The organism is Kribbella monticola (genome assembly GCF_003261635.1).
GTDB lineage: Bacteria > Actinomycetota > Actinomycetes > Propionibacteriales > Kribbellaceae > Kribbella > Kribbella monticola.
Window position 1 is genome coordinate 77,431 of the sequence record NZ_QFXK01000036.1, and the last position, 24,525, is coordinate 101,955.

At 68.6% G+C, this 24,525-nt stretch carries 22 protein-coding genes; 11 read left to right on the plus strand and 11 right to left on the minus strand.

What is annotated here, in order from left to right; all coding sequences use genetic code 11:
• The first annotated feature begins 59 nt into the window (after positions 1–59).
• A complete protein-coding gene (locus DIZ26_RS29260; protein WP_112247361.1) occupies positions 60–518 on the plus strand; it encodes an Lrp/AsnC family transcriptional regulator in 459 nt (152 codons plus the stop codon).
• Entirely contained in the window at positions 518–1,369 is an 852-nt protein-coding gene (locus tag DIZ26_RS29265; RefSeq protein WP_112247363.1) for a hypothetical protein, read from the plus strand. Before DIZ26_RS29260 ends, DIZ26_RS29265 begins: the two co-directional genes overlap by 1 nt.
• A 39-nt stretch (positions 1,370–1,408) precedes the next feature.
• Here the strand turns inward: DIZ26_RS29265 and DIZ26_RS29270 are convergent, their stop codons facing one another.
• From DIZ26_RS29270 to DIZ26_RS29280, 3 genes are all read right to left on the minus strand, one after another.
• The gene (locus DIZ26_RS29270) at positions 1,409–1,855 is read right to left on the minus strand and encodes an OsmC family protein (RefSeq protein ID WP_112247365.1); all 447 of its coding nucleotides are present in this window, start codon (positions 1,853–1,855) and stop codon (positions 1,409–1,411) included.
• Between the two features lie 31 nt (positions 1,856–1,886).
• Positions 1,887–2,537, minus strand: a complete 651-nt coding sequence (locus DIZ26_RS29275; protein WP_112247367.1) for an SDR family oxidoreductase — start codon at positions 2,535–2,537, stop codon at positions 1,887–1,889.
• Positions 2,538–2,598: 61 nt separating this feature from the next.
• On the minus strand, positions 2,599–4,479 hold the full coding sequence (locus DIZ26_RS29280) for a propionyl-CoA synthetase (RefSeq protein WP_112247369.1): 1,881 nt from the start codon (positions 4,477–4,479) through the stop codon (positions 2,599–2,601).
• A gap of 116 nt (positions 4,480–4,595) precedes the next feature.
• On the opposite strand from DIZ26_RS29280, the gene DIZ26_RS29285 reads away from it, so the two are divergent.
• On the plus strand, positions 4,596–5,516 hold the full coding sequence (locus DIZ26_RS29285; RefSeq protein ID WP_112247371.1) for a threonine/serine dehydratase: 921 nt from the start codon (positions 4,596–4,598) through the stop codon (positions 5,514–5,516).
• A 58-nt stretch (positions 5,517–5,574) separates the two neighbouring features.
• Here the strand turns inward: DIZ26_RS29285 and DIZ26_RS29290 are convergent, their stop codons facing one another.
• Positions 5,575–6,192 (minus strand): rhomboid family intramembrane serine protease, encoded by a 618-nt coding sequence (locus DIZ26_RS29290; RefSeq protein WP_112247373.1) that lies wholly within the window; start codon positions 6,190–6,192, stop codon positions 5,575–5,577.
• Positions 6,193–6,473: 281 nt separating this feature from the next.
• On the opposite strand from DIZ26_RS29290, the gene DIZ26_RS29295 reads away from it, so the two are divergent.
• Positions 6,474–7,691, plus strand: a complete 1,218-nt coding sequence (locus tag DIZ26_RS29295) for a Cmx/CmrA family chloramphenicol efflux MFS transporter (RefSeq protein WP_112247375.1) — start codon at positions 6,474–6,476, stop codon at positions 7,689–7,691.
• 36 nt (positions 7,692–7,727) lie between these two features.
• On the opposite strand, the gene DIZ26_RS29300 is transcribed toward DIZ26_RS29295, so the two are convergent.
• The gene (locus tag DIZ26_RS29300) at positions 7,728–9,140 is read right to left on the minus strand and encodes an APC family permease (protein ID WP_112247377.1); all 1,413 of its coding nucleotides are present in this window, start codon (positions 9,138–9,140) and stop codon (positions 7,728–7,730) included.
• Between the two features lie 104 nt (positions 9,141–9,244).
• Here DIZ26_RS29300 and DIZ26_RS29305 point away from each other — a divergent pair, with 104 nt between their 5' ends.
• On the plus strand, positions 9,245–10,192 hold the full coding sequence (locus DIZ26_RS29305; RefSeq protein WP_112247379.1) for a helix-turn-helix domain-containing protein: 948 nt from the start codon (positions 9,245–9,247) through the stop codon (positions 10,190–10,192).
• A gap of 16 nt (positions 10,193–10,208) precedes the next feature.
• Here the strand turns inward: DIZ26_RS29305 and DIZ26_RS29310 are convergent, their stop codons facing one another.
• Both DIZ26_RS29310 and DIZ26_RS29315 read right to left on the minus strand, forming a co-directional pair.
• On the minus strand, positions 10,209–10,976 hold the full coding sequence (locus tag DIZ26_RS29310; protein ID WP_112247381.1) for a YaaA family protein: 768 nt from the start codon (positions 10,974–10,976) through the stop codon (positions 10,209–10,211).
• Positions 10,973–11,917, minus strand: coding sequence for an aldo/keto reductase (locus tag DIZ26_RS29315; protein WP_198676343.1), 945 nt, complete (start codon positions 11,915–11,917; stop codon positions 10,973–10,975). Before DIZ26_RS29315 ends, DIZ26_RS29310 begins: the two co-directional genes overlap by 4 nt.
• A 57-nt stretch (positions 11,918–11,974) precedes the next feature.
• On the opposite strand from DIZ26_RS29315, the gene pepN reads away from it, so the two are divergent.
• The 3 genes from pepN (at position 11,975) to DIZ26_RS29330 (ending at position 17,057) form a co-directional block, all read left to right on the plus strand.
• Positions 11,975–14,434 (plus strand): aminopeptidase N, encoded by a 2,460-nt coding sequence (gene pepN / locus DIZ26_RS29320; protein WP_112247383.1) that lies wholly within the window; start codon positions 11,975–11,977, stop codon positions 14,432–14,434.
• A gap of 267 nt (positions 14,435–14,701) precedes the next feature.
• Entirely contained in the window at positions 14,702–16,375 is a 1,674-nt protein-coding gene (gene sepH / locus DIZ26_RS29325) for a septation protein SepH (protein WP_112247385.1), read from the plus strand.
• Positions 16,376–16,640: 265 nt separating this feature from the next.
• On the plus strand, positions 16,641–17,057 hold the full coding sequence (locus DIZ26_RS29330; protein ID WP_112247387.1) for a hypothetical protein: 417 nt from the start codon (positions 16,641–16,643) through the stop codon (positions 17,055–17,057).
• 63 nt (positions 17,058–17,120) lie between these two features.
• Here DIZ26_RS29330 and DIZ26_RS29335 read toward each other — a convergent pair whose 3' ends face one another.
• Positions 17,121–17,321 (minus strand): TetR-like C-terminal domain-containing protein, encoded by a 201-nt coding sequence (locus DIZ26_RS29335; RefSeq protein WP_112247389.1) that lies wholly within the window; start codon positions 17,319–17,321, stop codon positions 17,121–17,123.
• 47 nt (positions 17,322–17,368) lie between these two features.
• Between DIZ26_RS29335 and DIZ26_RS29340 the strand changes: the two genes are divergently transcribed.
• Positions 17,369–17,641, plus strand: a complete 273-nt coding sequence (locus DIZ26_RS29340; RefSeq protein ID WP_112247391.1) for a hypothetical protein — start codon at positions 17,369–17,371, stop codon at positions 17,639–17,641.
• A 23-nt stretch (positions 17,642–17,664) separates the two neighbouring features.
• On the opposite strand, the gene DIZ26_RS38430 is transcribed toward DIZ26_RS29340, so the two are convergent.
• Positions 17,665–18,117: a hypothetical protein gene (locus DIZ26_RS38430; protein ID WP_232828676.1), complete on the minus strand. Its 453-nt coding sequence runs from the start codon at positions 18,115–18,117 to the stop codon at positions 17,665–17,667.
• Positions 18,118–18,138: 21 nt separating this feature from the next.
• Between DIZ26_RS38430 and DIZ26_RS29345 the strand changes: the two genes are divergently transcribed.
• Positions 18,139–21,582: a discoidin domain-containing protein gene (locus DIZ26_RS29345; RefSeq protein WP_232828677.1), complete on the plus strand. Its 3,444-nt coding sequence runs from the start codon at positions 18,139–18,141 to the stop codon at positions 21,580–21,582.
• A gap of 22 nt (positions 21,583–21,604) precedes the next feature.
• Positions 21,605–22,699 carry a Gfo/Idh/MocA family protein gene (locus DIZ26_RS29350; protein ID WP_112247393.1) on the plus strand — a complete coding sequence of 365 codons (1,095 nt, stop codon included), beginning with the start codon at positions 21,605–21,607 and terminating at the stop codon, positions 22,697–22,699.
• On the opposite strand, the gene DIZ26_RS29355 is transcribed toward DIZ26_RS29350, so the two are convergent.
• Complete coding sequence (locus DIZ26_RS29355; protein WP_112247395.1) at positions 22,685–23,248, minus strand: GNAT family N-acetyltransferase; 564 nt, start codon at positions 23,246–23,248, stop codon at positions 22,685–22,687. The genes DIZ26_RS29350 and DIZ26_RS29355 overlap by 15 nt on opposite strands.
• The gene (locus DIZ26_RS29360) at positions 23,245–24,519 is read right to left on the minus strand and encodes an ROK family transcriptional regulator (RefSeq protein ID WP_112247397.1); all 1,275 of its coding nucleotides are present in this window, start codon (positions 24,517–24,519) and stop codon (positions 23,245–23,247) included. The genes DIZ26_RS29355 and DIZ26_RS29360 overlap by 4 nt, the downstream gene beginning before the upstream one ends.
• Positions 24,520–24,525 lie beyond the last annotated feature (6 nt).

Below are 24,525 nucleotides of genomic sequence, written 5' to 3' on the forward strand. Positions count from 1 at the left end.
AAGGGAATCCTCGCGGTATCAGTGCCGGATAGCCATGGAATCGCCGGTATCTTGGCGAGATGACCGAAACTCTCGATCCGACCGACTGGGCGATCCTGGTCGAGGTCCAACGCGACGGCCGGATTCCACTGACCGAGCTCGGCCGCCGGGTGAACCTGAGCCCCTCGGCGGCCACCGAGCGGCTGAGACGACTCGAGGCGGCCGGGATCATCAGTGGCTATCGCGCAGACGTGGACCTGGCGAAGGTCGGGTTCCCTGTGCTGGCCGTCGTACGGCTGAAGTACCCGGGCAACAAGCACGAGCCGCTGCGGAGGTTGCTCGGCGAACGGTTCGAGATCCTCGAATGCCTGCGGACGACCGGCGACGACTGCTACACCCTGAAGGTGGCCGCCGGGTCGATGGCGCACCTGGAGGAGCTGGTAAACGAGTTGACCGAATTCGGGACGACGACTACCAATCTGGTGTACAGCCAGACGCAGCCCTATCGGGGGCCGCAACGGCCGCCCCCGGAGGTTTGATGCGCGTCCTCGGCATCGAGGTGTCCCCTGAACTGTTCAACTCCTGGATCGACTGGCTAGCTCCGGACCGGCAACCGTTCTACGTGACGTCGAAGCAGGCCGCGGCGTGGTCGCTACCGCTGGATCCGGCGAAGCCCGACAAGCAGCTGCGGGACACGTACCAGACCTACAACCTCGACAGCCGGTTGAAGTCCGTGTGGCTCGACGAGGCAACCTTCATGGCGTTGCCGCGGAAGACCCGTGCGGAGCTGGTGCGTGCGCAGGTGACGCACGAGCGCTCCGAAGTACCGACCGTTCGAGCCTGGCGAGAGGTGCTCGGGCCGGAGATTGCACAGCAGGCCGACGGGCACCGGTTCGTCTGGTGGAAGTCGGTACTACGTGACTTCGCGCGCGAGGTGCTGCCCCGGGTCGTCGGCGAAGACCTCGGGCCGAGCCGGCACCGCGAAGTACCGAAGGCTGTCTGGTCGGATGCTGCTCAGGTGCTACCCGTTGCGCGTGAACTGGCCGGGACTTTCCCGAACGGGAGTGGACCGAACTGCTTCGGCACGGTGATGGCGGCGGCCGGCGTCGAGGGTGCCGCTGAGGAATGGATGCAGCGGGAACCGTTCGAGGAGTGGCTCGATCAGCACACCACCCGCGGCGGGCGCGACGACGTACCGGGCACTGTCCAGGTCTGGCGCGACAACAACCACGCAGTCCAGCACGCAGCCGTCACCCTCGGCGCCGGCTGGACCCTCCACAAACCCAACCAGTCCTGGATGGGCCCCCGCGAAGTCCGCCCCACCCCGCAACTCCTAACCCACTCCCGAACCCCCGGCCGCCACCTAACCCGCCACACCATCAAAACCTGAAGGCTGAAGCGCGTGTAGGTACTGCGTTGGGTTGGTAGGTCAGCTCTGAGGCGGGTCTACGACGGTGGTGTGGACTGGGGTTCCCAGTTCTACTGTGCGGCTTACTGTGCAGAGGCGGTCGTGGGACATTTTGACGGCTCGGGGTAGGGCCTCGCGGGCCTTGTCGCCGGCTTCGCCTTCGGGGAAGGTGATGGTGAACTCGACGGCGAGGTTCTCCATCCGGTTGCCCTGTTCGGGGTCGCGGATCTTGTCGCCGCGGACGACCGCGCTGAACTCGGTCGGCTCGGCGCGCCTGCTGACCACGACGTCGACGTCGATCGCGGAACAGGCGCCGATCGCGGCGAGCAGCAACTCCACCGGGGTGAAGTCGGTGTCGGTCTCACCACCGGAGCCGACCGACAGAGTCCCGCCGCGGACGTTGTGGACCAGGTACTTGCTGTTCTCGGTGCGCTCGAAGTGCACCGAACGAAGGGTGTCGTCGCCCATGTCCGTCACAATCTGTTGCTGGTAGCAACTGTCAGAGGGTGCTCAGCGCGGTGGCGATCGGTGTGTCGCCGGCGATGAGTTCGAGGGTCCGGCCGATCGAGGCCGGGGTTTCGCAGAGCCCGGCAAGGACGGCGGCCACGTCGTCGCGGCTGACACTGCCGCGGCCGGTCTTGTCGGCGAGCAGGACCAGTCCGGTGCCGGGATCGTTGGTGAGCGCTCCCGGGCGCAGAATGGTCCAGTCCAGGTCGCGGGCGCGCAGGTCGTCCTCGGCCGCCTTCTTCGCCCGCAGATAGATCGTGAAGCTGTCGTCCGGATCGAGTTCGTCGGCACGGTCCGCGCCCATCGAGCCGACCTGAAGATGACGCCGTACGCCGGCGCGCTCAGCCGCCTCGGCGAACAACGCCGCCGCACCACGATCGACGGTGTCCTTGCGCTCGTTGCCACTCCCGGGACCGGCGCCGGCGGAGAAGATCGCGACGTCCGCACCGGCCAGTACTTCGGCAACCGCGGTGACGTCTGCCTTCTCGAGATCCAGTACTGCGGCCGAGCCACCCACCGCGGTGAGGTCCACCTGGTGGTCCGGGTTGCGCACCAGCCCGACCACCTCGTGTCCGGCACCCGCCAGCACCTTGGTCAACCTCAGCGCGATCTGCCCATGTCCACCCGCAATGACGACTCGCATACCCCGAGCCTAACCGCCCACCCCACCCCCACCAGAAACCGCCGAGAGTAAGCGGGTCGGTTCAGTTCTCGTGGCGGAGGATGGGGCGGAGGCTGTCGAGGACGGTGGGGTCTTCGATGGTGGAGGGGACCTGGACTTCGCGGCCGTCGGCGATGCCGCGCATGGTTTTGCGGAGGATCTTGCCGGAGCGGGTCTTCGGCAGCGCCTCGACGACCGAGACCTCCCGGAAGGCGGCGACCGGGCCGATGTCGCGGCGTACGGCGGCGACCAGTTCGGACTGCAGCGTTTCCGGGGAGATCTCCGCGCCGGCCTTCAGCACGACGAAACCGCGTGGGAGTTGGCCTTTCAGCGGATCGTGGACGCCGATCACCGCGCACTCGGCGACCGCCGGATGCGCCGCGAGGACCGCCTCCATGCTGCCGGTCGACAGCCGGTGTCCGGCGACGTTGATGACGTCGTCGGTGCGGCCCATCACGAAGATGTAGCCGTCGGCATCGATGTAGCCGCCGTCGCCGGTCAGGTAGTACCCGTCGTACTGACTCAGATAGCCGGCGACGTACCGCGCGTCGTCTCCCCACAGCGTCGGCAGCGCGCCGGGCGGAAGCGGCAGCTTGATCGCGATCGCGCCCTCCTCCCCCGCGGGCAGTACGGTTCCGTCCGCGTCGAGGATCTGCACGTTCCAGCCCGGCAGTGGAACCGTGGCCGAACCGGGCTTGGTCGCCAATGCTTCGAGCCCGAGTGGATTCGCCGCGATCGGCCAGCCGGTCTCGGTCTGCCACCAGTGATCGACCACCGGTACGCCGAGTTTGTCGTGCGCCCAGTGATAGGTCTCCGGGTCGAGTCGCTCACCGGCGAGGAACAGCGTGCTGAATCCACCCAGGTCGTACTTCGCCAACTCGACGGCGTCGGGATCGACCTTCTTGATCGCCCGGAGCGCCGTCGGAGCGGTGAAGAGCGCTTTCACCCGATGCTCGGAGATCACGCGCCAGAAGGCACCCGCATCCGGAGTACCGACCGGCTTACCCTCATACAGAACCGTGGTCGCGCCGACGAGCAGCGGCGCGTAGACGATGTAGGAGTGGCCGACGACCCAGCCGACATCGGAGGCGGTCCACCACACGTCGCCGGGTCCGATGTCGTAGACGGCGCGCATCGACCAGGCCAGTGCGGCCGCGTGGCCGCCGTTGTCTCGTACGACGCCCTTCGGCTTGCCGGTCGTGCCGGACGTGTAGAGCACATAGAGCGGATCGGTAGCAGCGACCGGCACGGGATCCACCGGGTGTGCGTCCGAGATCAGCGTTTCCCAGTCGAGATCGCGCTCTCCGAGTTTTCCGGGCGCGTTCTCGCGTTGCAGCAAGATGGTGTGGTCGGGCTGGTGGGCGGCCAGTTCGAGTGCGCTGTCGACGATCGGCTTGTACTCGACGACCCGCGTCGGCTCGATTCCGCAGGACGCGGCGACGATCACCTTCGGCGTGGCGTCGTCGATCCTCGCGGCGAGTTCCTTCGGCGCGAACCCGCCGAACACGACCGAGTGGATCGCTCCCAGCCGCGCGCACGCCAGCATCGCGATCACCGCTTCGGGGATCATCGGCATGTAGACGATGACCCTGTCACCCTTGCCGACACCGACCGACCGGAGCGCGCCCGCGAACACAGCGACCCGGTCCCGCAGTTCGGCGTACGTGAACGTCCGTGTCGTACCGGTGACGGGAGAGTCGTAGATCAGCGCAGAGCGCTCTCCGGCGCCGCTCTCCACGTGCCGGTCGAGGGCGTTGTACGACGTGTTGAGCTCGCCGTCGGGGAACCACCGGTAGAGCGGGGCAGCCGAGTCGTCGAGACCGCGGGTCGGAGAGCGCCTCCAGCTGATCGCTGAGGCGGCCTCCAGCCAGAACCTGTCCGGAGCCGCCAGGCTGCGGCGGTAGCTGTCTTCGTATGCACCCATGCGCGTGCCTCCATCGACCGAAGCTGCTCTGCAGTCTTACCTATCACCACCGACGGCAACAGTCCCCTCCTCGAACGCGCAGCCAGCGTCGGTAAGGAGTGTGCGAGAGTTGAAGCATGACCGTTTCGCGTGACGAGGCGCTGGCCGCCGCCCGGCGGATCGATGGACGAGTACGCCGTACGCCGGTGCTCCAGGTGTCCCCGACGCTGGCCTTCAAGCTCGAACTCGTCCAGCACGTGGGGTCGTTCAAACCGCGCGGTGCCTTCAACCGCTTGCTCAGCGCCAAGGAAGAAGGTGCCCTGACCGGCCAGGGCATCGTCACGGCTTCAGGCGGCAACGCCGGACTCGCCGCCGCGTACGCCGCGCGCGAACTCGGCGTACCCGCTCGCATCTTCGTGCCGCAGAACGCGCCCGCCGCCAAGGTTGCCCGGCTCCACACGCTGGACGCGGATGTGGTGCAGGTCGGGAACGAGTACGCCGAGGCGCATGAGGCCGCGGTGGCGGCGAGCGAGGAGTCGGGTGCGCTGCTTCTGCACGCGTACGACCAGCCGGAGGTCGTCGCCGGGCAGGGCACGCTGGGACTGGAGTTGCTCGAACAGGTCGAGGGGTTCGACACGGTACTGGTGGCGGTCGGCGGCGGTGGCCTGATCGCCGGGGTCGCGACCGCGCTCGAGGAGCGGGCTCGGGTGATCGGCGTCGAGCCCGAGTTGGCCCCGACCTTGCATCGCGCGCTCGAGGCCGGCGAGCCGGTCGACGTACAGGTCGGTGGCGTTGCGGCGGACTCGCTCGGGGCGCGGCGGCTCGGGGCGCTGGCGTTCGAGGCGGCGCGACGGTACGACCTCGGGTCGGTGCTGGTCGCCGAGGACGGGATTGTTGCTGCTCGCAACGAACTGTGGCAGGACTACCGCCTCGCCGTCGAGCACGGCGCGGCCGCGGCATACGCCGCCTTGACGACCGGTGCCTACCAGCCCGCGCCGGGCGAGCGGGTCGTCGTCATCGTCTGCGGAGCCAACACGGACCCGGCAACCCTCGGCTGAAGGCTCAGACAGGAAGGACGACCTGGCTCGGGTCACGCGGTACCGCCCACCCAGGAACTCAGGCGACTGGGCGGTTGGCGGGTTTGCGGTCGTCGGCGAGGACCCAGGCGGCCAGGATGCCGGCGATCCCGCCGAACAGGTGACCCTGCCAGGAGATGCCGTCCTGCGGGAGCAGGCCGCCGAGCAACGCGCTGCCCCAGACGATCACCACGACGACACCGATCGCGACCTGACCGAGGCGGCGGTTGAAGATGCCGCGGGCGATCAGGTACGCCGCGTACCCGAACACCAGGCCGCTGGCGCCGATGGTGATCGTGTGCGGCGGCGAGATCAGCCAGGTGCCGAACCCACCGATCGTCGTGACGATCGCGGTCACCGAGAACAGCCGCAAAGCGCCGCTGACCGCGATGATGGCGCCCAGTGTGACGAGCGGCAGCGTGTTCGAGATCAGGTGACCGAAGCCGAGGTGCAGGAACGGCGCGGTGAGGATGCCGAACAGTCCGTCCGGTTCGCGGGCAATGATCCCGTACCGATCGAGCCGGCCGTGCAATGCGGTGTCGACGAGCTCGCTGAGCCACATGAGTCCGACGAGTACGACCAGCAGCTTGATCCCGCTGCTGATCCGGGCGGCGTCGACGACGCTGCCCTTCTTCCGGGCCGGAGTCTGGAAGCTCATAGCTCAACGATGCCCGATCGGGCCAACCCCCGGCATCTCGGTCAGCGTTTCCGCGGCCCGTCGGCGTGAGTTTGTCCACAGGTTGGCGGCGGGGCCAGCGCGGCCGGGCCGTTGTGCGTCACAATGGGTGTTCCGCGGGTGGCGCGGCGTGACCGTGGGGCTGGGGCCCGGGTCCGCGCCGGGGATCGCGGTCCGAAGGAGGAATCGACAAAAGGGGAACCCGGAGGGCGGGCCGCGCCTGCGCAGACTGCCGTACGACCGGATTTTTGGGGGGAATCGCGATGCCGATCGCCGTGTACGTCCTGGGGCTGGCCATCTTCGCTCAGGGCACGTCCGAGCTCATGCTGGCCGGCCTGCTGCCCGACATCGCCGTCGATCTACAAGTGTCCATCCCGGCCGCGGGTCTGCTGATCTCCGCGTTCGCGATCGGCATGCTGGTCGGCGCGCCGGTGCTGGCGGTGGTGACGTTGCGCTGGCCCCGGCGTACGGCGTTGCTCGTGTTCCTCGCGATCTTCGCGCTCACCCACGTCGCCGGTGCGCTGACACCGAACTACGAGGTGCTGCTGGCGACCCGGGTGGTGGGTGCGTTCGTGTACGCCGGCTTCTGGGCGGTCGCCGCCGTCACCGCGGTGGGCCTGGTCCCCTCCAACAGCCGGGCCAAGGCGATGAGCGTGGTGGCCGGCGGTCTCACGATCGCCACCATCGTCGGGCTGCCTGCCGGGACCGTGATCGGTCAGCACCTCGGCTGGCGCGCGGCGTTCTGGGCCGTTGCCGGTTTGTCGCTGCTGGCGATGGCGGGCGTGCTGGTGACGATCCCCAGCGGCAGCCCTGACCCGGACAGCGCGCCACACCTGCGCTCGGAGATCCGGGCGATGGCCAACCCGCGGCTGTGGCTGTCCTACGCGACGACCGCGCTGGTCACCGCCGCGATCCTGGTGATCTTCAGCTACTTCGCTCCCCTGCTGACCGAGGCCACAGGACTGCGACCGGGCGCCGTTCCCGCCGTGCTGGCTCTGTACGGCGTGGGCTCGCTGATCGGGATCACTATCGGCGGCCGGACAGCGGACGCCACACCGTTCCGCACCCTCTCGGTCGGGATCGCCGGGCTGGTCGTCCTCTCGGCCGCGCTCGCGCTGTGGGCCGGGACCCCGGTCGTGGCGATCGTGACGATCTTCCTGCTCGGCGGCTTCGGCTTCGCGGTCAACCCCGCGCTGAACGCCCGGGTGTTCAGCCTGTCCGGTCAGGCGCCGACCTTCGCGACGGCGATCAACTTCTCCTCGTTCAACGTCGGCATCACCATCGGCCCATGGCTCGGCGGCCTGGCGATCGACGCCGGCGCCGGCTACCCCGCGCTCGGCTGGATCGCAGTCGCGCTGGGTTTGGTTGCCCTCGGCACCGTGGTACTGGCTGCACTTCTTCCGACCCGCCCGCTCCACCAGAGCGACCCGGTCCGCACGACCGCAGTACCAACAGCTGCCGGCGCCGATCAGGAGGCCTGAGAGCGGCACACCGAATTCCGCCGCGGAGTTATTCGCTCAATTGACCGTACCGCTGGAGTCGAAGTGGCTCGGGTCAAAGTCGGTGGTGCGTTTGAAGACGTATTTGTTGAGCAGCCAGGTGACGGCCCAGAGCCCGACGCCGACCAGCATCAGCCAGCCTGCGATCTGGTAGTCGGCCGACGCTCGGCCCGACAGCGGGCTGGCCAGGTAGACGCAGAGCACGACACCGAGCACCGGCAACGCGGTCGGCGCGTGGAAGTGCTTGTGCTCGACCTGGTCGCGGCGCAGTACGAGCACGGCCACGTTGACGATCGCGAACACACACAACAGCAGGAACGCTGTCGTCCCGCCGAGCGCCGCCAGGTCGGCGTACCCGATCAGGAAGAACGCCAGCAGCGTGGTGAAGAGGATCGCCACCCACGGCGTACGGCGCTTGTGCAGCACCCGGCCGAGCGGGCCCGGCAGCACCTTCTCGTGGGACATGCCGTAGAGCAGCCGGCTCGCCATCAGCATGTTGATCAGCGCGGAATTGGCGACCGCGAACATCGTGATCCAGGCGAAGAGCTGGAGCGGGAAGCCGGGCGCGCCGGCCTGGATCACTTTGAGCAGCGGGGTGGCGCCCTTGTTCAGCTCGTCCGGTGACACCAAGGCGACGGCCGAGATCGCGACCAGGATGTAGATGACGCCGGTGATACTCAGTCCGAGCAACATGATCTTGGGGAAGATCTTGACCGGGTCCTTGGTCTCCTCGGCCATGTTCACCGAGTCCTCGAAGCCGACCATCGCGAAGAACGCGAGTGCCGTCGCCGCTGTGACCGCGCTGAACGGGGACTCGCCATCCGGCGTACTGAAGTGGGTCAACCGGGAGGTGTCGCCGTCGCCGCTGGCCAGCGCCCAGGCACCGACGCCGATCACGATCAGCAGGCCGCTCAGCTCGATCAGCGTCAGCACGACGTTGGCCTTGACGCTCTCGCCGACGCCCCGAAGGTTGACCAGGGCAATCAATGCCATGAAGGCCAGCGCCGTGAGCATCAGGATCGATCCGTGCGAGGAGTCGATCTTCACCGCCTTGAAGAAGTTCTCGGAGAAAGCCTTCGACGCGCTCGACGCCGAGGTCAGCCCCGAACACATCACCGCGAAGGTGAGCAGGAAGGTGAGGAAGTGGATCCCGAACGCCTTGTGCGTGTACACCGCCGCGCCACCGGCCTTCGGGTACTTCGTGACGAGCTCCAGGTAACTCGTTGCCGTCAGCATCGCGACCACGAACGCGCACAGGAACGGCAGCCAGACGGCCCCGCCGACCTCGCCCGCGACCTTGCCGGTCAGCGCGTACACGCCGGTCCCGAGGATGTCGCCGACGACGAACAGCAGCAACAGCCCAGGGCCCATCACCCGCTTCAGCTCGGGGCGGTCCTCGGTCGTAGTTGCTGCACTCGAGCTCTCGCTCATCCTGCCTCCTGCGACGATGGGGCGGTGATGCATCTTCGTCTCATCGTCCCATCAGACCGGTCGACCCCCGTGCCGGGCGCGGCGCAACCCCAGCAGGAGGATGGATGCTCGAATCGGTCGGCGTAGAACCGCCCGATGAAGCGGCGTACCGGGCATTGCTCACCGCGCCCGGCTGCACCGTCGCAGACCTGGCCAAGCGACTCGCACGGGACGAACACGATGTGTGGGCGACCGTAGGAAGGCTGGAGAAGCTCGGCCTGCTCACGACCACCACCGAGCAACCCGTGCGTCTGCTGCCCACCCGACCGGACGTCGCCGTCGACGCACTGGTCGCCGTACGCCGTGCCGAACTCGACCGGGTCCGGGCCGAAGCGCGTGTCCTCGTCTCCGAGCTGCGTGCCGAGGAGCGTCATCGGCCGGAGAACCTGGTCGAGGTGATCGTCGGCCAGGAAGCGATCGCGGCCCGCTTCGCCCGGCTACTGGACCAAACCCGCGAGCAACTCCTCGTCCTGGACCGGCCGCCGTACGCCGCCGAGATCGAGAAGTCCGACGCCAGCGTCCGCGACCTGCTGCGCGAAGGCGTGGTCATCCGCGGGATCTACTCCCCCGACTCGCTGGACGTCCCGGGCGGGATCGACGAGGCGTACAGCGCGGCCGACGCCGGTGAGAGCTCTCGGGTGCATCCGCGCGTGCCGATGAAGCTCGCGGTCTTCGACCGTACGGCGGCGTTGCTGCCGCTGGCAGTGGAGGAGCTGGTCGACAGTGCGCTCGTGGTTCATCCGTGCGCGTTGCTCGACGCGTTGACCGAAATGTTCTGGCTGCTGTGGGACCAGGCCGTACCAGTGGTGCCGGCCAGTCTCGACCCACTCGAGGCGCGACTGATGACGCTGCTCGCGGCCGGCTTCAAGGACGACGCGATCGCGCGCCACCTCGCACTGAGCAGCCGCACGGTCGGCCGCCGCGTCGCCGAACTCATGGACACCCTCGGCGCCCGCACCCGCTTCCAAGCCGGCATCCACGCCCAACGCCGCCACCTCCTCGACGACGCCTAGGCAGGCCGGGTGCAGGTCAGTCGTGTTCGACCACGGTGAGGGTCCAGCCTGTGCTGGTGCGGTCGAGTTCGGCGTTCCAGCGGTCCGAGATGAGTTTGTGGAGCGCTCTCGGTGTTCCCGGATCCTTGCCGGACTCCAGTAGGTGCCGGGCGACCAGACCGCGGGTGTGTTTCGCGTTGTGGGAGACGACGGATCGCACTCCCCCGCGTTCACGGACGACGGAGACGGCTACCCACTTGGCCGCCTGGTCGCCGCTCGGGCGCCACGCCGCCGCATAGGTCGACGACCGGCAGTCGACGATCACCGAGCCGGCGGCCGCGGCATCGAGCGACGCCGAGAGCGGATCGCGCCATACCGATGCGAGCGGCCCGAGCCCAGGCAGCGTCGTACCCATCGACAGCCGGTACGGCGGTACGCGGTCCGCCATCCGCAAGGCACCCCAAGCGGCGGACACCACGAGCAACCGTGCCCCGGCGCGACGCTTCGACCCGGGCGACAACGTGGCATACCCGAGTGCGTCGTACAGCACCCCGGAGTACAACTCGGACACCGGTACGGCGGGCTCGGTCCGCCACCGGATGTTCCGCTCGACCTCCTGTTGCAGTGACGGCCCGACACCGAGTACGCCGTATGCGTCGCTCGTGGAGCTCACCTTGGCCAGTGAATCCAGCACGGTCTCGCGGGCCTCGTTGAGCTCCGGGAACGACAGCGTCGGCAAGTCGACCGCCTTGCCACGGGAGCGACCCGTCTTACCTTCGGACGGCGGCAGCAGGATCAGGGTCACGTCAGTTCGTCCAGCGCGGCCAGATCCTGCGCGGTCGGACTCCACAGCCCGGCCGCGACGTTCTGCTCGACCTGCTCCGGACTCGTGGCGCCCGCGATCACCGACGCAACGGCAGGCTGAGCAGCCAGCCCGCCGATGGCGACGTCGATCAGGGTGACATCCCGCTCGGCGGCGAACGTCTCCAGCGCCTCGATCCGGTCGAAGTCGGCCTCGCTGAGCAACTCCGGACGTGACGCCAGCCGGCTGCCCTCAGGAGCGGCCTGGCCCCGCTTGTACTTGCCCGTCAGCAGACCGGACGCGAGCGGGAAGAACGGCAGTACGCCGATGCCGAGGTGCTCGCAGGCCGGGATCAGTTCGTCCTCGACGTCGCGCTCGAGCAGGGAGTACTGGTTCTGTGCGCTGACGAAGTGCTCGGAGCCGGCCGTGCGGGCGGCCCAGTCGGCGTCCACCACCTGCCAGCCGGCGAACTGTGAGCTGCCGATGTAGCGAACCTTGCCTTCGGCAACGAGTTCGGAGAGCGCCGCCAAGGTTTCCTCGATCGGCGTGACCGGGTCGGGGAAGTGCAGCTGGTACAGGTCGATCCAGTCCGTCCCGAGCCGGCGCAAGCTCGACTCGACCGCCTTGCGGATGTAGCGGCGCGAGCCGCGCACCCCCCAGTCCGGCCCGTTCGCACCGTGCATGTCGCCGCCGAACTTGGTCGCGATCACCACGTCACCGCGCCGCCTGCCCAGCGCCTGTCCGAGCAGTTCCTCGCTCGAACCGTGCTCACCGGCATAGATGTCGGCGGTGTCGAAAAGGGTGATGCCCGCGTCCACCGCCGCGTTCACCACCGCGTCCGCCCGGTCCGCGCCCAGCCTGCGGCCGAGGTTGTTGCAACCCAGCCCGACCACACTGACGGTCAGACCGGAGTCGCCGAGCTGCCGGTACTCCATGTCGGTCATGGGCAAACCTTATCGATGCCGCTGCCGTCGCCGGTGATCACCGCATAGAGTGCGAGCATGCCGAGCCTTACCGTCGACGGCGCCCGCACCAGGGCCGCCGCGCTCACCGTCCATTCGTACGACGTCGATCTCGACCTGACCCGCGGGGACCGCACCTTCGGCTCCACCACCAGGATCGTGTTCTCGGCGAGCAGCCAGTCCAGCTACCTGGACGTGAAACCGGGCGAACTGCTCTCGGTGACGCTGAACGGTGAGGCCGTCGACGTCGCCGGACTGGACGACGGACGGCTTCCGCTGACCGGCCTGACCGCGGAGAACGAGATCGTGGTGGTCGCGTCGATGCTCTACTCCAACGACGGCGAGGGTCTGCACCGCAGCGTCGACGCCGCGGACGGGCTCACCTATCTGTACGCGATGTCGTTCCTGGACGCCGCGCCCCGGATCTTCGCATGCTTCGACCAGCCCGACCTCAAGGCGCCGTACAAGGTCAAGGTGACCGCGCCGCCGGAGTGGATCGTGCTCGGCAACGGAGCCGCCACCCAGGTGTCGCCCGGCCGGTGGGAGCTGGCCGAGACCAAGCCGCTGTCGACGTACTTCGTCACGCTGGTCGCCGGGCCCTACCACCAGATTCTGGACTCCCACGATGGGATCCCGCTCGGAGTCGTTTCGCGTCAGTCGCTGGCCGAGGCGCTGGACCGCGAGGCCGAGGACATCTTCACGGTCAGCAAGCAGGCCTTCGACGAGTTCCATCGGCTGTTCGGTTACCGCTACCCGTTCGGTGAGTACCACCAGGCGTTCGTGCCCGAGTTCAACGCCGGCGCGATGGAGAACCCGGGCTGCGTGACGTTCCGCGACTCGATGGTCTTCCGCTCGGCCGTCACCGACCAGGAACGCAGCGGCCGCGCCCGGACCGTCGTCCACGAGATGGCCCACCAGTGGTTCGGCGACACCGTGACGATGCGGTGGTGGAACGACCTGTGGCTGAACGAGTCGTTCGCCGAGTACATGGCGCACCGGGTCTCGACCGCCGCCACGAAGTACCTCGACAACTGGATCGACTTCGCCTACATCCGCAAGTGGTGGGGACTGCAGGCCGACCAGCGGTCGTCGACGCACCCGATCGCCGCGGACGCGGTCAAGGACGCGCTCGCCTCGCTGGACGACTTCGACGGCATTTCGTACGCGAAGGGTGCGGCCGCGCTGAAGCAGCTCGCCGCCTACCTCGGTGACGACATCTTCCTGGCCGGTGTCCGTGCGCACATCACCTCCAACGAGTTCGGCAACGCGACGTTCGCCGACCTGGTCGCGAAGTGGACCGAGGCCGGCGCCGTCGGCCTGGAGGCCTGGGCCCAGAGCTGGCTCCGTACGCCGGGTGTCGACACCATCAGCGCCGAGCGGACCGCGACGGGTGTGAAGCTGCGCCGCGTTGCACCGGCCGCCTATCCGGCCAACCGTCCGCACAAGCTCACCGTCGGAGGCTTCGACGAGTCCGGCAAGGCTGTCTCGGTGCCGGTGCTGCTCGACGCGGACGAGGTCGACGTCGAGCTCGACCCGGCGGTCGCCGTGATCGTCCCGGACGCGGCCGACGACACCTGGGCCAAGATCCGGCTGGATGCCGACAGCCTGAGCCGGCTGACCGCAGTACTGCCGAAGATCAGCGACGGGGTGACCCGGGCGGTCATCTTGAACAGCCTCCGGGACGCGATCGCGGACGCCGAGCTCGACCCGCAGCTCGGCTTCGACGTCGTGCTCGCTGCGCTCCCCCACGAGGACAGCGACATCGCGGTCAACACGATGGTCTCGTGGTGCGTGAACCGGCTGCTCGGTGGCTACCTCCCGTACGAACCACAGCGCGGGCAGCTCGCAGCGGTTCTCGCGGACCGGGTCGGTTCGACCGCGGCGGGGAGCAGTCTGCAGCTCGCCGTCGTCCGGGGGCTGGTCATGGTGTCGGCCGACGTGGAGCAGTTGAAGGGCTGGCTTGTCGGCAACGGCGTACCGGACGGGCTCGCCGTCGATGCCGAACTGCGCTGGGACATCACCTTGCGGCTGGCCCGGCTCGGTGCGATCGGCGACGCGGAGATCGACGCCGAACTCGAGCGCGACCACTCCTCAGAGGGCGAGGTGCATGCGACCGAGTGCCGGGCCGCGCTGCCGACACCGGAAGCCAAGGCTCGCGCCTGGGCCTTGATCGCGACCGATGCCGACGCGGCGAACTACGACCTGTACGCCGCGGCGACGGGCTTCTGGCACCCGAGTCAGGCGGACGTGACCGCGCCGTACGTCGAGCGGTACTTCGCCGAGATCGCCGGGACCGAGAAGCTCCGATCCGGCTGGGTAGTGGCGCGGAGCGCAGGGCTCGCCTTCCCCCGTTTCGCGATCGAGGAATCGGTGGTGCGCTTGGCGAAGGACCTCGCGGGCGACGAGTCCGTCGCGGCCGGGATCAGGCGGGCCGTCAGCGACGAGGCCGATGACCTGAAGCGAGCGCTCGCGGTGCGTTCGGCGTACCCGCAGAACTGATCGGTTTCCGCCCGGACATCGCTGATCGTTGCCTGATCAGGGGTCGTCCGGGCGGGGCCGTTCGGCCCTGCGGGGACGGACCTGCTGTCGAGGTCACCGCCAGTTGTGACTAGTGTGACTGGTGTGACGACAAGGACCCTCCTGAGCAGGCAAGATAGGCCGTTGTGACATAACCTCCACAATGACCGGCGGGCACGGCGCGCCGGTCTTGGTGGAGGCGTGGGTGTCGGGAGAGACTGTCAAGAACCGCACAGGAGAACACAGGCAATGCGCGAGGCGAAGCTCGTTGGGCTGAGCCAGGATGGCACCAAGCTCATCCTGGCTGCGGCCGAGACGGGTGAGGAGTTCGCCGTACCGGTCGACGACCGGTTGCGTGCGGCCCTGCGCGGTGACCGTGCCCGACTCGGCCAGCTGGAGATTCAAATGGAGAGCGCGCTCCGCCCACGAGACATCCAGGCTCGGATCCGAGCCGGTGAAAGTCCCGAGGCGGTCGCTGCCGTCGCCCAGATGCCGATGGAACGGGTGATGGCGTTCGCCGGCCCCGTCCTGGCCGAGCGCGACCACGTCGCGAGCCTCGCCCAGCGCGCCTCCGTGCGGCGCCGGGGCGGTGGCGATGCCCCGACCCGCAACCTGGGCGCCTGGGTGACCGAGCGGCTGCGGATCCGCGGCGTCGACCCGGCCACGGCCGAGTGGGACGCGTGGCGCCGTGACGACGGCCGCTGGGCCGTGCGCGTCTCGTACTTCGTCGACGCCGGTGAGGGTGACTCCGGTGACGAGAAGATCGCGATGTTCGCCTATGACGCACCCGGGCGGTACGCCGTACCGGACGACGACGAGGCACGCTGGCTGGTCGGTGAGCAGGCGCAGGTGATCGCGCCGCAACCGACGTCGGAGCGCCGGCTCACCGCGGTCGCCGACTTCGATCTCAGCCTGGCGCCGGATCACGGAGCCGACAGCTATGAAGCGGGCTTCGAAGACACGATCAGCCTGCCGCGCGGGCGGGCACACCAGTCGGACCGGGACGCGAACCGCGACACCGGCCGCGGCTTCGGGCGAGACCTGGCGCCGGAGTACGGGCATGAGCCGGGGCGGGAATTCGGTCGCGGGCCCGGCCGGGACGCCAGCCGGGACGTGCCGCGTTCCGGTGACGCCGAGCGTGGGGCGCGTCGGGTGCACTCGGTGCCGAGCCCGGACGACGAGCCGACACTGATCGACGTGCCGATCGAGCCGCCGCCCTCCGTGCGCCCCGCCGTACGGGCTGTCGAGCGGCCGGCCCAACCTCCCGTCGAGGCGTCGCCGCCTGCTCCCCTGGAAGAGCGCGCAGCCGCCCCCGAGAACCGCTTCACCGAACGCCGCATCACCCCGGACCGCCCCGCTCCCCACCGCCTCACCGAGGCCCAGCGCGCAGCCGCAGCCCCCCAGCAACGCCTGACGGAAGCACAACGGGCCACCGAGACCGGCGGACGCCTGACGGAAGCTCAGCGTGCCGCCGGGGGCGGACCGCAGCAACGGTTGACCGAGGCTCAGCGTGCGGCCGAGGAAGGGCGCGGGGGGCCGCGTCCGGCGGATCCACGGCAGCCTCGACCTGGCGATCCGCGGGAAATGGCAGCGCGGGCGGGCAGTCACGCGTCCGCAGACCCGAGCCGTCCAGACGGGCCGCGTCCGGCAGATCCTCGGGAGACGACGGCACGCGCCGGCGACCTCGCCACGCAGCCGGGTGGATCCGACGCCGGACGACCTGGCGGGACCCGGCCCGGCGTTGCTCAACCCGCTGCGCCCGGTCCCGACGCTCGAACGGCCAACGCCGGTTCCGAGGAAGAGCAGGCGGCGACCGCAGCCCAGCCTGCCGAGGAGCCGAAGAAGAAGCCGGCCAAGCGCGCTTCGAAGCGCGCCAGCGTGCCGAGCTGGGACGAGATCATGTTCGGCAAGAAGGCCGACTGATTCACTGAGTTCGTCGACGGGAGGGCTGCTCGCTATCGAGCAGCCCTCCCGTCTTGCTGCCCCGGTGCCCGGGCCCCCTGGACGGCTGTCTCAGATGGCGGGCAGGGTTTGGCAGGTGGGGGTGTCTCTGCCATGATCTTGCGCATGCGTTACTCGCTGTGTTGTTGCTGTTGTTGTCGCTGACGCGCGCCATCTGAGGCGCGCGAGGCCCTGCCCTTTTCCCAGGCCCGCCCGCCGACACCAGCAAACACAGGATCTGCCTTCCATGAATCTCCAGGCTTTCGCCGACCTGCTCGCGTCCCACGGACTCCGCCTGCTGCCGGGCTCGACCGCGGTACCGGTCGACGTCCTCGTGCAGTTGCCTGACGCAACGATCGTCCGGTTCACCGCCCGCGGCACGACGCTCCGGCTCCGCCAGTACGCCGCCGAGGCGCTCACCTCGATCGTGATCGCCGCCGAATGCGGTTGCGGCGACCACCACCCGCAGACCGGTCCGAATCGCGTCACCCTGAGCGCGTACGCCGTACCGCTGGCCGAGCGCGTCCTCGACGGCGAACTCCTGTTCGGCTGGACCCATCACGAAGCCGGCCGCCTCCGCCTCGCCGACGCCACCACCCACTTCTTCGCCTTGCTGGACACCCTCCCCACCACCAACACCCGCACCCTCGTCGGCGTCGCCTAGTACTCGACCACCACCCCGGTCGGCCTCCCCTGAGCAGCAGAACGATGGGCGGCGTCGCGTGAGCTACTTGCCGCGGACGAGGGGGAGGAAGGCGTCGTCGACCAGTGAGGTGATGGTGGCGTCGGAGACGGGGTGGTTGGTGAGGAGCATCTCGTGGCGCAGCAGGCTGGTCGGTGCCGTGAGAACCTGGGCCGGCAGGTCGCCGCTGGGAATCTCGCCCCGAGCCACCGCTCGAGCCACCATGCTCGCCATCACCTCACCCATGATCGCGAAATTCGCCGGATCCAGATCGGGCGCTCGGCCATCAGGCGATGAATCTGGCGGTGATGGTTGGCGCCTTCCGGGAGTTGGAGCCGGTCCAGATCCCGCACGCGAGCAGCACCACCAGGATCATGCAGCAGCTCGGCGGTTCGTTCGGCGCCGCAGTACTGGCGGTGATTCTGCAGCGTCAACTGGCGGGCGGCTCCCCCGCGAGCGCTTATGCACACACGTTCTGGTGGGCGATCGCCTTCACCGTCGCTGCGCTGGTTCCGGCTTTGGCGCTGTCGAACCGGGCAGGCATACCCGCCGAGCTTCGCTCTTGAATAAGTAACACGCATGGTTTAACTTAACCGCGACTGCGCTCCGGTCCGCCACCTGGAGGTTTCGCGATGACCGTACGACGTTTGCTCGCTGGTCTGCTTCCCGCACTGCTACTGGCCGGCGCGCTCGCCGGAGCTCCTCCCGCACGCGCCGCGACGATGTATCCGAGCGGTGTCGGTGCCGACCTGGGAGCACACCGACCACCCTCGGCGTCAAGCCGGCCGCCGGCGAGGACCCGGCCGGGCTTCAAACCGGTACCGAGCGAGGCCGCACCTACTGGCGGACCAATCAGGCCGCCAACACCGGCTACTTCTCCTTCGACGTCGACCGCACCTACGTCGACGAGCTCACCACGGACGACGTCGTCGTCAGCGTCACCTACCTCGACACCGGCACGGGCACGCTGCAACTCCAGTACGACGCGACCACTGATCCCGCCGCCCACGCCGACGACGTCCAGCTCAAGAACACCGGCCAATGGAAGATCGGCACCTTCGCCTTGAAGGACATCGGGTTCACCGATCGTCTCGGCGGCGCGGATCTCCGCTTGCACGGCAGCAACGACATCACGATCGCCGCCCTGCGGATCAGCACCTTCGGCGCATCGGTGGAACTCGGCGCGACGCCGATCCAGAACGGCATCTCGCCGCGCGACGGTGATCGCCCCGGCATCGTCACCGGAGTACAGGACGGGCGTCCGTACTGGCAGACCGACCGGACCACCCCGGCGCCGAGTACGAACTTCATGTACATGAACGTCGCCGACAACTACCTGTACGACAACCACAGCCTGGTGTTGGTCAGCATCGACTATTTCGACGAGGGCAACGGCCAGTTCGGCCTGCACTACGACTCCCCCGGCGAGACGATCCCGGAGAAGTTCAAGAATTCCGAGGTCATCACCTACGGCGACACGAAGACCTGGAAGACCTACACCTTCGCGCTGCCCGACGCAGTCATGACGAACCGGTCGAACGGCTCCGACTTCCGGATCCACACCGGCGACGGCGCCGTCGAACTCAAGGTCGCGGCCGTGCGCGTCGCCAAGGTCGCAACCGTGCTCGACGTGACCGAAGGCCTCGTCACCCTGATCAGCCAGGCGGCGCTCGTCCAGAAGGCAGCCCGCGAAGGCACCCGCGACGGCCAGTACCCCGTCGGCAGCCGGGCCGCCTTCCTCCAGGCGATCGACGAGGCCCGTGCCGTCGCGGCCACGCCCGGCGTCACCGACGTGCAGGTCAAGGCCGCACTGCAAACGCTGCAGGCGAAACTCGACGCGTTCACCGCCTCCGCTGTCGACACGAACTTCGCAACGACCGGTACGGCGTCCGCCAGCGGCGGGACCGCAGCGGCCAACGCGAACGACGGCAATCACGAGACCGCCTGGACCAGCGGCACCGGCGACTCCTGGCTGCAGCTCGATCTGAAGAAGCCCCGCTCGGTGAATGATGTCCGTGTCGAATGGGGGCAGAGCTCCTCCCCCGACTACACCGTCCAGGTCTCCAACGACGGCATCACCTTCACCGTCGTCGGCCGCACCGGCTCGCCGGGTGCCAACCAGTTCAGCCGCACTCGCTTCGCCACCACCAAGGCTCGCTACGTCCGCGTGGCGATGACGGGCGCCGACACTTTCGTCGTCAAGGAAGTCCAGCTCCGCGTCGCCCCGGTCGTCACGCCGACCCCGACCCTGGTCCACACCGTGAACCCCACCGAGGACGCCGTGGTCGCCGACTTCGACGCCACCCGGTACGGCGCGGATCGCAGCGGCCGTACTGACTCGACCAAGGCCATCCAGAACGCGCTCTACGCCTGCGAGGACGCGGGCGGCGGCACGGTCTGGCTTCCGGCCGGCAAGTACCTGGTCAGCGACACTGTGGAGATCCACGCCTTCTGCACACTCCGCGGCGACCGTCGCGATCCCGACACCCACGTCAAGGCGCGGGACGACTACGGCACCGTGGTGATCGCTGATGTTGCCTCTGGCAACAATGGACCGGTGCTGTTCCGGGTCGGCGGCTCGGCCGGAGTCGTCGGCATCACCACCTACTACCCGCACCAGAACGCGATACAGCCGATTCCCTACAACTCCACGTTCGAGATTCCCGGGCACGCCTGGATCGGCAACGAGAACTACATGATGTCGACCATCTCCGATGTCACGATGCTGAACTCCTACCGCGGCATCGGCATCAGCACGTTCCCGAACGACCACGGCAACACCTCTGCCACCGTGCACGAGTCGGCGACCGTCCGGAACGTCCGCGGAACCGTTCTCTTCGAAGGCGCCCGCGCCTACAACGGCTCCGACGTCGGCACCTGGGAGAACCTCACCCTCAGCAACTCGTACTGGGCGTCGGCTCCAGCCGCCTACAAACCGCCGGCTCGGGCGACGCTCGACGCCTGGACGAGGGCGAACGCCACCGGCCTGGCGCTGGGCGATCTCGAGTGGGACCAGTTCTTCAAGATCGCGCTCTCTGATTTCCGGATCGGTATCCACGTGATCGCGGGCCAGCGAGCACAGTTCACCGGGAGCTTCCTGCAGCCCGACATCCGCCGTACCGACATCGGGCTCAAGGTCGACGTCATGGACGAGCGGTGGGGACTCACGCTCGCGGGCGGCCGGATCGAGGGCAGCATCCAGGCGATCCAGAACAACTCCCTCGGCTACGTCAAGCTCACCGGCACAGCGTTGCAGGGAGCGCTCTCCGGCATCGTTCACCAGATGTCCGGCGCCGCCCCCGTCTACCACCAGAAGCCACTACCCGGTCCCGCACGCAGAAGCCTGTACGTCGTGGTCGCGCCGCACGGGGTCGGCTACCTTCCCGCAGCCGACGCGACCAGCGCCGTACAGAAGACGCTCGACAAGGCCGGTCGGGATGGCGGTGGCATCGTCTACTTGCCCGCCGGCTGGTACCGGATTCGCACGCACCTCATTGTTCCTGCGAAGGTCGAGTTGCGCGGCTCCTCCGCAGTACCGAACCGCGACCAGGGTGGCGCCAGCGCCGGTACCGTCCTGCAAGCCTTCGAAGGACGCGGCACCGCCGCACCGGATACGGCGACAGCTTTGGTGACCCTCAACGGCGACAAGGCCGGCCTCCGCGGGCTGCGGGTGTTCTACCCGGAGAACAACCCCGGTTCTGCCGACGGCGTGGTGCCCTACCCGTACGCAGTCCGCGGTAAGGGCGCCCAGACCTACGTCATCAACGCGGGCTTCCCGAACGCGTGGAACGGCGTCGACTTCACCACCTATCGCAACGACGGCTTCGTGGTCCGCAAGCTCGCCGGCGCCTTCTTCGATCACGCGATCGCGGTCGGCCGCAGTACCGGCGGACGGATCGAGGGCGTGCTGTCCAACGGGAACGCAGTCACGCGAGTGGGCTACCAGCAGCCGTACTGGATGAACGAGGGCAACATCTTCGATCTCGTCATCGACAAGTACATGCGCAAGACCGCCAAGATCGTCACCGTCGACGGCGCCACCGGACTGACCGTGTTCAACGTGTTCGCCTACGGCTTCCACGACGGCCTGGTCGTGAACGACGGCCAGGTGGACGCGTTCAACCTCGGTACCGACAACCTCGGCGACGGCGGTTACACCGTCAAGGTGACCAAGGGCGACGTCGAGGTGACCAACCTCGCCCGCTACAACGGCGCCACCAGCACCGGCCCGGTCATCCTGCACAACGTCATGGTGATCAACGTGGTCCAGAAGGCCATCTCGGTGGCCGCCTCCCCCACCACCGCGGGCACGGTCACCATCGCGGGCAACGAGTCCGAGCCGGGCAGGTACGAGGTCGGCGCGCAGGTGACCGTGACGGCGACGCCAACATCGGATAGCGTTTTCCAGAACTGGACCGTGAGCGGCGAGATCGTGGCCACCACCGCGCAGTACACGTTCACCGTCGGCACGGACCAGACTCTGACCGCGAACTTCAGCCCGGGCTGAGAGCCCGGGACGAAAGGGCGAGATGTCTGACTCGACGAACACCCACCAGGTCGCGATCGTGGGCTGCGGCATCATCGGCCGCACCCACGCCGACACCGTCGCCGCCCGGCCGGACGCCGAAGTGACCGCGCTGATCGACGGCGACCCGGCCGCCCGGCAGGCACTGGCCACCCGGCTCAAAGAGGCCGGCCAGCCGGAGCCGAAGGTGTACGACGACCTCGCGGCGGCGCTGGCCGGATCGGACATCTCGCTCGTCGCAATCTGTACGCCGAGCGGCACCCACGCCGCGATCGCGGAGCAGGCGCTCAACGCGAAACTGCACGTCGTGATCGAGAAGCCGCTCGACGTCGACCTGATCCGGGCCCGCCGCCTCGGCGCGGCGGCCACCCGCGCAGCGAACCACGGCGTCATCTCCTCGGTCATCAGCCAGCACCGCTTCGACCCAGGGAGCGCTCTCGTCGCCGAGGCCATCCGGGCCGGCCGGTTCGGGACGATGACGTCCGCGGTCGCCTCCGTCGCCTGGTGGCGAAGCGACGAGTACTACGCGTCCGCCGGCTGGCGTGGCACCTGGGCGCAGGACGGCGGTGGCGCGCTGATGAACCAAGGTGTCCACACCGTCGACCTGCTGCTGTGGTTCATGGGCCGGCCGGTGAACATCCAGGCTCAGGCGATTCGCGCGGCCCATCACGCGATCGAAGTCGAGGACACCGTGGTCGCCACGCTCACCTTCGAGTCCGGGGCCGTCGCCACCCTGCACGCGACCACGGCCGCGTTCCCCGGCGGCCGGACTCGCGTCTCGGTGCACGGAACCGAGGGCGGCGCCGAGATCGAGGACGACGTACTGCGTCGCTTCAACGTCGACGGCAGGCCCGACGACGTGGCGGTCGACGCGGAACCGCCGGGTGGCCACGTCGCGCAGTACGAGGACATTTTCGATGCCATCGGCAACGGTAAGCAGCCGGGCATCACAGTTCACGACGCCATCGACGCACTGGCCGCGGTACGCGCGGTCTACGTCGCCTCCACGCTGCAGCGGCCGGTCAAGTTCGCGGACGTCCTCGAAGGCCGCTACGACGATGTGGAGGTCAGCCGAGGCATCGGCCTACCGCCCCGGTGACGCCTCGCCGGGCTCGCGCTTGTTGAGAATGCGCTGGTAGAGGTTGTGGTCGCGCCAGGCGCCGTTGATGTGCAGGTACTCCGGGGCGAGCCCGAACTGCGTGAACCCGTTCTTCTGCAGGACGCGCTGCGAGGCCTCGTTGTCGACGAGCGTGCTGGCCGCGATCCGGTGCAGCAGCAACTCGGTGTCGGCGAGCTCGCAGACGGCAGCGACCCCGGCTGACGCCAGACCACGACCGACCTCCGCGGCGTCCACCCAGTAGCCGAGATCGGCATTGCGCCACGCACCACGCACGATGTTCGACAGCGTCATCGTGCCGATCACCCGGTCCTCGGTGGCCAGCACCCACGGCACCACCAGATCGTTGTCGAGCAACTCCTGAATCCGGGCGGCCTGGAAGGCCGGCTCGTACCACTCCGGCTTCCGGGCCGGCTCCCACGGGCGTAGTTGCTCACGGCACCTGTACTGCGCGGCGCAGAAGGACTCGGCATCGGACGGTCGCACCAGCCGGAGTTCGACGTCGGCGGTGAGTTGGCGGGTCAGGTTCATTTGGGCAGCCTACGAGCCTGGCTCGAACCGCCGACGCGGGGTGTGAACGCGTCGTGGAAGATGGTCGAGGCGGCCCCCACCGCGGCCGCGTCGGCCTGCAGCATCGACTCCTCCACCGCGACCGTCCGGGTGCCTTTCGCGATCGGGTGCGAATTCACCGCCCGGTCGATCTCGGAAACGAAGACGCCCGCGATGTCCTTCTCGAACGCCGGCCCGCCCAGAACGATCAGATCGATATCGAGCAGATCGACCAGGCCGACCGCACCCTGCGCAATCACGGAGGCGACCCGGGTGACCGCCTTTTCGGCCGCCTCGTCGCCGGCCGCGGCCGCTTTGCAAACCGCCTTGTACCGTTTCGCCTCGTCGGTGGCGTGCGGATCCGTTTCGACGTAGCCGAATCCCTGCGCGATCACCGGCAACGAGGCGGTCGGGTTGCATTCGGCCAGCATCCGCGGGCCGTCCAGCGGATCCCATTCGCCCATTTTCAGCGCGCACAACTGACCGAACTCACCGGCGTTCGCGGTCAGGCCGCGGTAGATCGAGCCGTTCAGGATCAGCCCACTGCCGACCCCGGTGCCGAGATAGAGGTAGGCGAAGTCGCGCGCCCGGGCCGACCGGCCGATCCAGCGTTCGCCGATCGCCGCCGCCGTACCGTCCTTCTCCACCAGGACCGGGTGGTTCAGCTTCTGCTGGAGCAGCTGACGGATCTTCAGGCCGCGCCAGGCCGGCTGCAGCGGCAGGTCCAGCAAGGTGCCGTCGGCATTGATCGGGCCGGGCACCGCGACCCCGACGCCGAGCATCGAAGCGGGGTCGACCTGGCTGATGCTCAGCGCGGCGGTGACCGTGGCCGCGGCCAGATCGACCAGCCTGCCCGCGTCCAGGTCGGCGGCCAGATCGACGGTCTCGCGCCGGACGATCGTGCCGTCGAGGTCGACGACGGCGACCGTCAGCAACTCCGGGTCGATGTGGATGCCGACCGCATGGGCCGCGTTCGAGCGCAACCGCACCGGAGTACGGGGTTTGCCGAGTCGCTCGGCGCGTTCCTGGGCCTCTTCGACCAGCAGGCCCTGCTGCAGGAGGATGCGCAGGATCCGCGACACCGACTGCTGGGTCAGGCCGGTCCGGCGGGAGATCTCGGTACGGCTGATGATGCCGGCCAGCCGGATCGTCTCGATGATCACAGCCTCGTTGAAGGAGCCCAGGTCGTACTGGTTCGCGCCGGATCGGGTCTGCTCTTCGAGCGCCACCGCGTCACTGTCGGACGTGACCATCGCCTA